General features: G+C 42.6%; 8 protein-coding genes. 4 read left to right on the forward strand and 4 right to left on the reverse strand.

Features of this window, described 5'->3' with window-relative positions:
* Positions 1–228 precede the first annotated feature (228 nt).
* A complete protein-coding gene (locus tag AC04MN_RS03060) occupies positions 229–4,383 on the forward strand; it encodes an LVIVD repeat-containing protein (protein WP_475381714.1) in 4,155 nt (1,384 codons plus the stop codon).
* Here the strand turns inward: AC04MN_RS03060 and AC04MN_RS03065 are convergent.
* From AC04MN_RS03065 to AC04MN_RS03075, 3 genes are all read right to left on the reverse strand, one after another.
* Positions 4,380–4,874 carry a hypothetical protein gene (locus AC04MN_RS03065; protein WP_475381715.1) on the reverse strand — a complete coding sequence of 165 codons (495 nt, stop codon included), beginning with the start codon at positions 4,872–4,874 and terminating at the stop codon, positions 4,380–4,382. The genes AC04MN_RS03060 and AC04MN_RS03065 overlap by 4 nt on opposite strands.
* Positions 4,875–5,041: 167 nt before the next feature.
* Positions 5,042–6,445, reverse strand: a complete 1,404-nt coding sequence (locus AC04MN_RS03070) for a hypothetical protein (RefSeq protein WP_475381716.1) — start codon at positions 6,443–6,445, stop codon at positions 5,042–5,044.
* A gap of 12 nt (positions 6,446–6,457) precedes the next feature.
* A complete protein-coding gene (locus AC04MN_RS03075) occupies positions 6,458–7,069 on the reverse strand; it encodes a co-chaperone GroES (RefSeq protein ID WP_475381717.1) in 612 nt (203 codons plus the stop codon).
* A gap of 46 nt (positions 7,070–7,115) precedes the next feature.
* Here AC04MN_RS03075 and AC04MN_RS03080 point away from each other — a divergent pair, with 46 nt between their 5' ends.
* Positions 7,116–9,269, forward strand: a complete 2,154-nt coding sequence (locus tag AC04MN_RS03080; protein WP_475381718.1) for a transglycosylase domain-containing protein — start codon at positions 7,116–7,118, stop codon at positions 9,267–9,269.
* Here the strand turns inward: AC04MN_RS03080 and AC04MN_RS03085 are convergent.
* Entirely contained in the window at positions 9,266–10,246 is a 981-nt protein-coding gene (locus AC04MN_RS03085; protein ID WP_475381719.1) for an MBL fold metallo-hydrolase, read from the reverse strand. The two genes, AC04MN_RS03080 and AC04MN_RS03085, sit on opposite strands and share 4 nt — an antisense overlap.
* 181 nt (positions 10,247–10,427) lie before the next feature.
* Here AC04MN_RS03085 and AC04MN_RS03090 point away from each other — a divergent pair, with 181 nt between their 5' ends.
* Positions 10,428–12,122 (forward strand): hypothetical protein, encoded by a 1,695-nt coding sequence (locus AC04MN_RS03090; RefSeq protein ID WP_475381720.1) that lies wholly within the window; start codon positions 10,428–10,430, stop codon positions 12,120–12,122.
* Positions 12,123–12,153: 31 nt separating this feature from the next.
* Entirely contained in the window at positions 12,154–12,669 is a 516-nt protein-coding gene (locus tag AC04MN_RS03095; protein ID WP_475381721.1) for a hypothetical protein, read from the forward strand.
* The last annotated feature ends 60 nt before the right edge of the window (positions 12,670–12,729 follow it).

Here is a 12,729-nt window from a genome sequence, read left to right on the forward strand (position 1 = left end):
CAAATAAGCTAAAACACCCCCCTCCAATTCCAAGGTCGGAATCGCGGGTGTTTTAGCTTTTTGCCGTTAGACGAAAAACACACCTATTAGACACTGGGTTTGTATCATTTTGAGTCTCTTATATTTCTGAAATTCGTTAATACGAAATAATTTTTAGTTTTTAGTCATTTAAACCGATGATTAAATAGTCTTCGTTGCTTCATGGGCTAAAATAAGGTGTTTTTATTAATGAGCGTGTTAAGAACATTTTTTTTCATTTTTGGCATTCTTACAGCTTTTTCCCAACAAGCATGGGCTGATTGTGCATCTCCTGTTGCGACAGCCGGAGTTATGGATTATTTTTCCGCCGAATCAACCTACAAGTACTGCAATGGCACAAACTGGGTAAGCATGAAATACGGCGGCATTTCCTTAATCAATCAACTTACAGATACGCCACCTTTTGGGCTAATAACTCCAGTAAAAGTTTTAAACAGCGGAACCTACAGTTACGTCATTGACTCGAGTGGTGCTGTTGAAATTTTAAATATCACAAATATCGCAAACCCTATTCCCATCGGAATTTTAAAAGACAGTCTTCTAAGCAATGCAAACGACATTGCAATTTCAGGATCGCACCTAATTATATCGGCCTCTAGCAAGGTTGTTGTCGTGGACATCACAACACCAAGCTCTCCGTCAATAGCTGGCAGCGTGACAGTTTCTGGAATTACGAATATTGCAGTTAGTGGCAATTACGCTTATGGCACAAACTCGTCCGCCAGCCCTGGCAAGCTCTTTGTGATTGATATCAGCGTCAAATCAAATCCATCCCTAGTCGGCACACTAACAAGTACGAGCATTCCATATTGTTATAATGTTGTTGCCGCTGGCGGCTACGCTTATATTGCTGGAAACTCAAATCAGGTTTCCGTTATTGACGTATCTACTCCGTCAAACCCCACAATCACTGGAACTATCACCGACTCAAGAATGAACGGAATTTTAAATTTAGAAACCTCAGGAAACTATATTTTTGCCACCTCAACCGGCAATCCCGGTAATTTTATTGTTGTAGATGTCACAACAAAAACATCGCCCGCCTTTGTTACATCGCTTAACTTGCCGGCTTCAAGCAGCATCACTGATCTGGCTTTAAACGGCTCAATAGCCTATGTGGGCACCATGCCGGGCTCCAACTCTCCAGGCAATGTCGTTACGATAGATATTTCAATTCCCACAGCTCCAGCAAACGTTTTTTCATTAACGGTACCCGGATCAGGCACAACAGGTGCTAAAAGTATTTCAGTTTCAGGAAATAACTTGGCCATTCTCGATAGCAAATCTTTATTGACTACTTTCGACGTTTCGTTAAAACCGACAGTGAGAACCCAACCCGACGGATTTATTACCGATAAAAATAAATCTTCAAGTGGGTTTATTGCCGTTGATGGAAATTACGCAGTTTCACTTGATGCCGCCGAAACCCTATATGTTTTAGACGTTAGCAATCCCGCGAGCATTGTTTATAAAGGGCAAATGACAATACCTGGAACAACTAATATTTACGGATCCGGACTTGCACTAAAAGGTAATTATGCCTACGCCTCGAACTCGAACTGGGGACGAATATCCGTGATCAACATCACGGATCCAACCTACCCAGTAGTGGAAAAATCACTGATAAGCACCAATTGGAGTTCGGCCGCAGGACTGCTTGTTACTGGGAACTATTTAATTTCGACAAACAGCACCGGAATCAGTATCTTTGACATATCTACGCCTTCGAACCCAGTTTATGTTAGCAAACACACAGGATCTGCTGGTAGGGGACAAAGACTTGCCATTTCCGGCAATACCATTTACATGACGACATTTGCTAGCGAACTTGCCATATACGACATCACAAATAAATCAGCTCCCACATTTGTCGGAAAAGTAACGGATACAACGGCACTTAATGGAGCACAAGGTGTTGCTGTTTCTGGAAACTACGCCTATGTCGCATCTGTCAATTGCAGTTGTGTTGCGGTTGTCGATATCAGTACGCCATCCGCGCCAACAATTGCAAACTCTGTGACCAATGCAACTCACTACGGAGTCCTAGAAGACATCGCAGTTGTTGGAAGCTTTCTTTATACAATTTCATACAATAAATCAGTAGCGGTCTCTAGCCTTTCTACACCAACAACTCCGGCCCCTATTAGCTCTTTAGCAAGCTCTGGCAACAGCCTTTTTTTAGCTGGCTCTATATTATACACCGAACATGCATCGAGTATTTCGGCGATTAACGTATCTACTCCCGGCAGTCCTTCGATAGCTGGAACAGCCGCTCCAGCAGGAAAACTTGATAGTATAATGGGTTTGGACATTTCCGGTAACTATGCCTTTACCTTAGGATCGGCAAAACAATCATTTGTTGTCATCGATGTAAGCAACACAAAAGCACCAAGAATTGTCGCGAGCATCACTGACGCCGCAAAATTTGCAAACACTACTAAAGTTGTTATAAGTGGAAACTACGCATATGTTTTATCAAACAGCTACCTAACAATAGTAGATATTTCCACCCCAACATCCCCAAGCATTACCGGCTTCCTAAATGACTCCACCAACCTATCAAATCCTAAAGATATAATTATATCTGGAAACTACGCTTTCATCGCTGCAAGCAACAGATTCACTGTTGTCAATATCGCGACCAAAACTGCACCAACTTACGTCACAAATACAGCACACGCGAATATTTCAGACTGCAGACGAATGATAATGTCGGGTACGAACATTTACCTAGCTTGCTATGCTACGAATGCCATTGTCACAGTATCGGTAGCAACCCCAACAACTCCTTCGGTTTCTGGTAGCCTATCTGACGCAACAAACTTATTAAATGCTTCAACTTTAGTTATTTCAGGGAACTACGCCCTTGTCGGTGTAAATTCCGGAATAGCAATTGTAAATATAAGCACCCCCTCTGCCCCCACTTATGTTAAAAAAATGTCAACGCCAACAACTGTCACCCAGATGGCAGTAAAGGGAACAACACTTTTCTATTACGGCTCATCATCCACTCTGCTAAGCCAAGCAAGCATTTCTGATGTTTTAAATATTCGCGTTGCAGTAACCGGCTTAAAGGGACTTATTAGTACCGGGACCATTAGAGACTTTATTATTTCTGGAAACTATTTATATAGAGCACTCGCAATTAATTCTTTTGATGTCTGGAACATTAGCGACTCTAAATCAGCTCTTTACATTGATTCTAGTTTTTCCTTAACTAAGCCTCTCGGCAACAATAACATGATGAAAGTCGTTGGAAATAAGGCCTACATCACCGGTGCTAGCAGTAACAGGTTAACTATTTTAGATATCACCAACATTGACTCTCCCTCGATTCTAGGAAGCATTGGAAACACAAATTTTGACAACCCCACGGGCGTTGAAGTAAACGGAAACTACGCTTATGTTGTTGGTTCGGGAGCCGGTTACACTCTAAGCGTCATCGATATCAGCAATCCTTCATCACCTCAATATTACGCAAAAACCGCGGGCTACACTGCTTTCGCCGGTGGTGGCGAACTCGTAACTTCCGGAAACTATTTATATGTAGGCCCTAGATCGCAAACAAATGTCACAAGTGTAGATATCTCATCGCCTTTAACTCCGACAGTTAAGCATTCATTAAATATAGGTTTTAGTGCTTATGGCCTAGCACAGTCCGGCACCTACCTCTATGCATGTGGATCCAGTTCAATAGCGGTGGTCGATATCTCTAATCCTTTATCCATGGTCCTCACCACAACGCTAACAAATGCAAGTTTGTTGGGGGGATGCTCACAACTAGCAATCTCGGGAAACTATCTTTACGCAACTGGAACCACCAATAAAACCTTTGCCATTATAGATATTTCCACTCCAGCAAGTCCATCTATCGTAGGGTCCCTTACTGGTTTAAATAACTTTTCATCGGTAGGCGCCATTACAACTTCCGGAAACTATGCCTACGTCACGAGTTCTAGCTATCTAACAATTGTCGACATCACCAATAAAAATGCCCCCCTGCTAAACGACAGTATCTCTGGTACCTTAAATAACGATTTATACTATACATCAAATCGACTACTCACCACGACCTTGTATAACGACAAGATCTCAACCTATCAAGCGACACCGACAGTTATGCTGGGAACATGCTCAACCGCCGGAAATTTAGACTACAATACGACGGCAAAGGTCATATCATTTTGCAATGGTACTAACTTCATAGCAACAGGTCCAACCCCAGGAGCTGGAGGCGCAGGATGCACTACTCCTACAAGCTCAGAGGGAAGTATCGAATACTTCACTTCCGTAAATAAATACAAATATTGTGACGGTGCTAACTGGATCAATATAGGAAACTAGTATTCTTCGCGAGGCACCCATTGTCCATTTTGTTTATCAAATGCGATAGTCTTAAATAGAGTTCTCCAAATCGTCAAAGAAGAATCTTTACTTTTCAGAATGGAGACCACTTGTTTATTTGATAGTTCATGCTGCTTAGAACGCTCGTCGGCAATGATATCGATAAAAGGCTCGAATACTTGGGGTGAAATAGTCTTAATCTCAATCTGCGCTACAACAACATCCTCATCTAAAGAAGAATGCTTAACACTTACTTCACTGATCTCTAATAGCATGGTTATTGTTAACTGAAGAAGCTCGGGATCACTATCAAACCTCCGCGGTAGCTCCTGCGGAAGTGATTGTTCTAATGACTTTTTTACCAGAATGATTGTTTGCTTCTGAAATTTTCTTTCGCCCAGCTCCTTATAAACAACCCAGCATAAAGAAATAAAAATACCGATAAAAAGACTGAGTGCAAATATCCGAAATAGACCGTTTCTTGATTTCATCTTAAGTTCAATTATCAATCTTCGACGACTATTTTCAAGTTCATTTTAATCGCTCTACTAAAGAAAAAAATCCCGGAGGCCTTGCGACCTCCGGGCTGCTCACCACCATAAATTGTGTTTTCGTGTTGAAATCTTATGCTGTCGTACTAGTTGTTTTCTAGATGCTATCAAAAGCTGATGGCGGCTTTAGATGCAAATCCGTACGTTGTCGCATTCTCGTATTCCGTGTTCGAGCCGTATCTCCAGGCCTTCCCCGGGAAGAGAATACCGAGCTGATTCACCCAAGTAACATTCTTATTGTACTTGTAAACTAGCTCTGTATCCCATTCTAAGCCCAAATCTTTTGAAGATGCTAGAGAATTTTTCGCATTGTTAAGAATTTGTGCAAACACGAAACTATTATTCCAAGTTAACTTATCACTCATCGTGTAGGCAAACTTAGGAACAACATACATCGCATTGCTTAGATATTCATCATCAACTGACTGCGAATTCGAAAGCGAAGAAGATCTTCCAACAGAAGATTTAAAAATATCATACTTTCCTAGGCGATGATTAAACATCAACATCGCAACATTGTAGTTACGATCGAACAAATATCCCTCGTAGGAAACTGTCGACGAGTCATCACCCGAGGCGATACCAGACTTCAAGCTGAAATTCCATTTGTTCTCGGGACGGGGGAAATCCAGTTCCATCGCAACCCCATAACTTTTTATATCAATCTCTTTACCCGAAGTTTGCTCTCGTAATCCAGTAGAGCCATCGACAAAACCACCTTCTAACTTGAAGGTCATGAAATCCCAACCCCGAGAAAGAAAGAAGCTTGTGCGCCCCATCGACCATCCACCGCGAGAAGCAATCGTCTGTCCAAAATCAGGAAAGTTATTTGTTGTACTTGAGCCTTTTTGATCCTCTTTGAAAAAACCAATAGTCGATCTAGAGTCTTTGTTTTCATACTGAACTAGTATCGCAGTAGAACCTGCCGACTGGCCTTGTGCAAAATCACCGTCATCTACGCGAGTGATCATTGGCATAATAGTCGTATCGCCGATCATGAATTTATAAGCCGCCATGTCGCGATTGTGATAAAAATGGTCAAACTCGCCCTGACCACCACTATAAGTCATACCTAGGCCAAACTCAAAAGGTGCACGGCCTAAAATAATCTGGCCATACTCCTGAGAAATTTTAAGATAAAGCTGACTTGCCTTCATCTCGATATTTCCCTTGTTACCCGAGAAAATCGTCCCCTGTGGATTATTCACTCCGAAATGACTGTTGGATCCCCAAAGAGCCCCAACGTAGGTGTTTTCATAAACACTTCCATCTGTTACCACATCAAATCGAGTGATAATATCCACTCCATCCGCAGCGATAAACTTTGGAGCTATGAACAGATAATTCGTCAAATAAGACTTACGCCCTTTGCTCGCAGCCAAATTTGTATTGTCAACTTCGTTCCATTCAAAACGATACCCACCGGTAAAGTCTAAAGTGGCCGCAGTCACGGGCAATGATGCTAGGCTCATTGCTGCTAGCACCATTAATTTCAAAGAGTTTTTAAACATAATTCCGCCTTTTTACTCTACGATTCCTAAAACATCGGACTCGCGAATAATGATAACTTCTGTACCTAAATGATTGTACTTCGTACCTGCATACTCAGAAAAAAGGACTGTTTGACCGACTTGCACATCCATCGGCTTAATATGACCTTTTTTATTTTGGTGACCTCGTCCTATTGCAACCACACGGCCCTTTAAATTTCCAGAAACATCACTGACTGTCGATGGTATAAACAATCCACCAGCCGTCATTTTTTCAGCTTCAGCGACTTGCACGACCAAACGATCATCCAACGGAGACAAAGCTTTTTCCAAAGACTGAGTCCACGAAGGTTCGGACTTCTTAACTGAAGTCTTTTCAGAGACCTTCGCCGTCGCCTGAACTTTAGTTTTTAATTTTGGTTTCGGCTTCGAAGCGACTTTTTGAGTCGCCTTCTTTACAACCTTTTTTACAGCTTTCTTAACTGCCTTCTTCGGCGCCGGTTTAGCTGCCTTTTTTGAGGCTTTCTTAGCTGCTTTACCAGTAGAAGATTTTTTTACCGCCGTTTTAACAGCCTTTTTAGGTGCTTTTTTAATTGATTTTTTTTGAACCACTTTTGATTTAGTTTTCTTTTTCGCTTTAGCCACGGTTTTCTCTCTAGAAAACTCACAGAAGTGAGTGTAGTCTGTGTTTATGTTACGTTACAGATTAAAGACCATTTTATTCAGGATGACAATAGTTCTATCCCTCTTGTTTACGCTTGGCATCGCGTGGAGCGCCAACGCTTTTCTTGATCTTGAACAAGAGATGATCACCAAACTCGAAACAAAAAAATTTATCTCTCCGACCGAGATCTATTCAGCTCCGGCCGCCCTGATATCAGGCCTTAGCACCTCACCACAAGACGCTCAAAATTTACTCAGCAAATACCAATTTCGCCAGCGCACCGACGGACAAATACTACTAAAAAAAGACTTCAGAATCTTAAATTCCCCCCAATGTAGTGACGAATGGAACCTCAGTGCATTTGCCTGTATTGCCTTAAAGGACGAACAGAATCGAGACGTCTTGTTTGTGTTCAAAGACTCTACGACTTTGGCTCAAATTTATATCAACAACCAAAAAGCTGAATCCTTTGATTTCCCTCCGCGCTTGATTGCGCAGTATTTGGGAGCTCAGCCAGTTTTGCATGAATCTGCAAGTATGGCCGAAATCCCAGCCCTGTGCAGCAATGCCGTGATGGCCATAGAAGATCAGCAATTTTTAGAGCATAGCGGAGTCAGCTTCAAAGGAATCTTTCGGGCCCTTTCACGGAACTTAATCGAAGGACGAAAAGCGCAGGGCGCAAGCACCATCACCCAACAGCTTGTTAAAAATTACTTTCTGACTGCCGAAAAAACATACTCACGCAAAGCGCGTGAGATTGCCATGGCATTGATGCTTGAAACTCGCTTCAACAAAGATCAAATTCTTGAGACCTATCTGAACATTATCTATATGGGCCAAAGCGGCGCCTACCAAGTCAAAGGATTCAAATCCGCTGCGCGCCATTATTTCGACAAAGATCTGAGCAAGCTGAATCTTGCAGAATGCTCGCTACTTGCCGCAATTATCAATAGCCCAGGTATCTACAATCCTTTTAAAAACCCCGATAAGGCAATAAAAAGACGGCAGCTTGTCTTAGCGAAGATGCTCGAACTGAATCTGATTTCTCAACGCCAAAAAGAAGAAGCCGAAAAGCAAGCTCTACCAAAAGTGCTTCCCACGTTGGCTGTCGAGACAGCTCCTTACTATGTCGAAGCCGTCCGGAAGCAAATCAGCACTTTGAATCTACCATGGGAAGGTCTTAAAATTTATACAGGCCTCAACCTCGAAGCCCAAGCTCAGGCACAAAATGCACTTATCAAAAAGTTAGAGCAACTCGAAGCCGAGAATAAAACAATCAAGAAGAACAAAGAACAGGGACTGACGCTTCAAGGCTCACTCCTTTCGGTTTCGTCAAAAACAGGTTTAATAGAGGTCGCCGTGGGTGGTCGCGACTTCAAGAAAACTCAATTTAATCGAGCCACCGAAGCCAAACGACAAATTGGCTCGATCATGAAGCCGTTTGTATTTCTAACAGCATTCGAGCATGGCTTTACCCCTGATTCAATTGTCGAAGACAAGACCTTCACCTACAAGTGGCAAGGACAATCTTGGACACCACAAAACTATGACAAAAAAGCCAGAGGACCTGTATCATTAACAGAGGCCCTGAAGCTGAGCCTTAATATACCTACCGCAAAAATAGGCATCGAATCAGGCCTGGAAAACGTAATCTCAACAGCCAATTTTTTTGGATTAGAATCCAGAATGGAACAAGTGCCTTCATTAACCCTTGGCGCTTTCGAGATGTCTCACCTTGAAGTACTTCGGGCCTATGCCGGCCTTTCTACGATAGGCGAAGTTCCTTCGTTAAGCTTTATATCTAAAATTTACTCTCAAGAAGATAAAGTTTTATGGGAGCCCAACAAGGAAAACAAAAAATATGCGAATCCTGATGCTGTTCTAAAAGTAGTTAAAATTTTAGAAGAAGCAACTCAGACGGGAACCTCTGCAGCCATCGGTAAAAGCGGATTTATCTGGAAAGCAGCTGGGAAAACTGGAACAACGTCTGACTACAAAGATGCTTGGTTCGCAGGATTCACCCCCGAGATAACAACTTTAGTTTGGATGGGATACGACAATAACACACCTCATCGGTTGACCGGTGCTAGTGGCCCCGTCGGCGTTTGGTTAGACTATATGAATTTTAAAATGAAGCCATTTCCAGTGCACGATTTCGAAAAAAAAAGTGAAGCTCCTTAGAGCTTCACTTCCATGCCTTCCCAAGCAAAATCCCACCGAAGATCAGGGGCCGGATCGCCACCTTTTTTGGCCTCTTCAATACGCCAATCAAAGTACTCTTTGGTTTGTCTTTTTAAATCCAATATCTGATTTGTCGTCGCTCCGGGATCATGATGCGAAAATATAACGTTCTTAATACCCTCGCGAATTCCAATATCCAATCCAACTTGGCTCGCACTGTGCCCCCAGTTGGCCTTCTCAGCTAACTCCGGGAAGGTGTATTGCGCATCAAAATACATCATGTCGACACCCTGGTACAATGGAAGATCCTCGCCCAAATCTTCACGAGTAACTCGAGTTCCTTCGGTATCCACACAGTGCGCATAAGTTTTACCACCCGATTCGACCTTAAGACCCCAACAAGGATCTGGATGATCTAATTTATACGGAGTGATAGTCATATCACCGATAACATATGGTTTGCGTGGCTCTAAAGTATGGAAAAAAATCTTTGAACGCAAAGCCTCGAACGGGACTGGAAAATTCGGCTTTTGAAACAAGGCTTTAATACACTTTTCAAGTTCCGGCTGAACTGCATAGTAATGAATCGACATGCCCGGAACAAAGTGTGGGGTAAAAAAAGGCAATCCGATAAGATGATCCCAATGAAAGTGGGTCATATATATATGAAAATCGCCCTTGCCGCGCATCGCGGTTCCAGACATGATCTTTTCGCTTAAATTGCGGATACCACTGCCGCCATCAATTATCAGACGCGACTTAGCACTTTCAACCTCAATGCAAGTTGTGGCTAATCCATAACTTCCAATCATCGGGATCTCTAAAGACTCAATATATTTCGAAATTTGATTGATGTCTCGGTGGCCAGATAAAAAGAAATTACGGAGGTGACCCTCTAGCGTATAAACCCATTCTTGCGGAGAAGGTGCTGATGGAAGGGATCCTCTAACACCCCAAAACTTTACATTTAACGACATATAATCAGCATGATGTTCACCTCACAATATGGCAACGAATTGTACGAGTCCCTCTCACAAACCAGACTGGCCTAGACTAAAACACAGAATAATTTATAAAACCAGACCCGATAAAATCAGGACCTGTTGTTAGCAAGTCAGTTTGATATTCTATATTTAGTCTGTGAATTCAGGAGGAATCATGTCTTTAAGCAAGTACCATTGGCTGCTTCCAGCAATCATCATTTCATCTATTATGGGATGCTCCAAAGTTAAATTTGCCCAAGACGAAAAAAATAGTAGCAACGACACTATTACCAATCCAACAGACTTGAACAGCGTTCAATGCGCCATCAGCTTAAACTCTGGAGCGACAAGCGCCTCGGTGAGCGCCTCAACACAAAACCCAACAGTCAAAGCAAGTTGCAATCCCGCAGATGTAACTTATCAATGGAATGTCACAAAATCTGGGGCGGCAGTCACAATTAATGGCCTTTCGGGCGCATCGTCAGTTGGCGATTTTTATGGATCCGGCCAAGGAACCTACTTAGTTAATTTAACATCGTCAAAAACAGGATTAAAATCTTACAATTCTAGCTCACCCTTGACCGTAACAGTAACTGGGCTAAGCAACCTTCCTCAAATTACTTGCACAGAATCAATCAATGGCAACTTAAAGACCCTAACTTTAACGTACGGTGGGAATAATCCTACGATTGCCGCTAATTGCAATCCTGGGAATGTGTCATATGTGTGGACGGTAACGAGTGGGGGTCAAACGATTTCAGTTCCAACCTTGACTGGCAGCTCCTCGACACCAAACTTCTTATCTTTGAATCCCGGCACTTACACAATCAGCTTGAATGCGACTGCCAGCGGTTACCAAGCCTATACGTCTCAAACTCCTTTGACGGTAACAGTGCCTGCCCGTCCCACTAGAACCGTTAAGACCTCTAAAGTAGTAAAAGCCTCGGACAATCAACTAGACATTCTTTTGGTCGTTGATGATTCCAACTCGATGCTAAAGGACAATTTGCGTCTGGCGGATCGCCTTCAAGGTTTTGTAAATGACCTAACGACAGCTGGTTTTGATTGGCAAATGTGTGCGACACTCACTCGAGCCCAAAAGGTATCCACCACAGATAATACCTATTACTGGGGCGCATCTCGCTATTGGATAGGAAACTCAAACTCGGTCCCTTATATCTTGAAACCTAGCAATCAAGACACGATGAAAATTTTCCGAGACACTATTAATCAGATCGGTGCCGGCTGGGCTGGAACCGACGACGAGCGCGCCATCAAGGCAGCGTGGTGGCATGTATGGAACGGCGATCCTTCGTATAGTGGAGCCTCTGGTTGCTATCGCAAAGATGCCGGTCTTTCAGTAATTATTCTTTCTGACGAAGACGAGCGATCGGTCGGCGGTGATGCGTCCCAAAAGTACTATACTGACGAGTTAAAGCCATTGGAATCAGACGATCAGCCATCTACGTTTGTAAACCATGTTAAGAATATTTTCGGCAACGCAAAACGCTTTGCCGTAAATTCAATCATTGTTCGCCCAGGAGACGCTGCTTGTATGCAGGCCCAAGATGCGGAAGGTGCTAAGTCTCATTACGGAGTAAAGTATGCAGAGCTTTCGGGTTTAACGGGCGGACATACCGGAAGCATTTGTGAATCCGACTACTCTAGCAATCTAAAGTACTTTAAAGACAAAATTGTAAGCTCTATGTCTTCAATTCCTCTGGAATGTACACCGCTAAATGACGTTCAAGTCAGCATCACCCCAACTATGGCGTTCAGCTCAAGGGTTGAAAACAACAACTTAATATTCTCGCCGGCGATTCCGGCTGGAAAAACAATTAATATTGAATATCAATGTCCTACAAATTAACGAAAAGAAAACAACAAAAAGAGGAGACCTCATGCTATCAATTCTACTTGCGACTTTAACCTCGACAGCCCTTGCGGACATGAATTGCAATGCTGAAAAAGTTAATAATTGCCCAACTTGCAAATCTGATATTTCGGTAAGCTGCGCTCAAGACGCTTATAAAGGATTCGCAGATAAAAGCACAAAGCCATCCACATTGACTTTGTCTATCACAAATCAAAAAACTGGCTCGGTACGTTTTATTGAAATTCCTAATAACAAAACACTTGAAAGCCTTACGAATACAAAAACCATCGAACAAGATGCCGAAGTTGTAGAAGAGCTTAAGAAAAAGAAAATCAAGGTCGGTGACAAAACAAAAATCGATCTTGTCCATTTCCAACTTAAAGATTCAACAATCTTGTACTCTGACTCTGGAATGAAAAAAACAGTTGCCATCAATAAGGCTATTATTAAAAAACAAAGTCGAATGGTTGCTTCAGAAGGCCCAGCTGCCGATGCGGCTGGCGGCGTAGGCCGTGCAGTTGAGTCTGAAAAGTCTCAGTAATCTTAAAAGCTAAAAGTCCTCAAATTTGGCACTGTCTTATTCTTAGACAGTGCCTTTTTA

It is taken from the genome of Bdellovibrio sp. ZFWA1 (assembly GCF_056175665.1).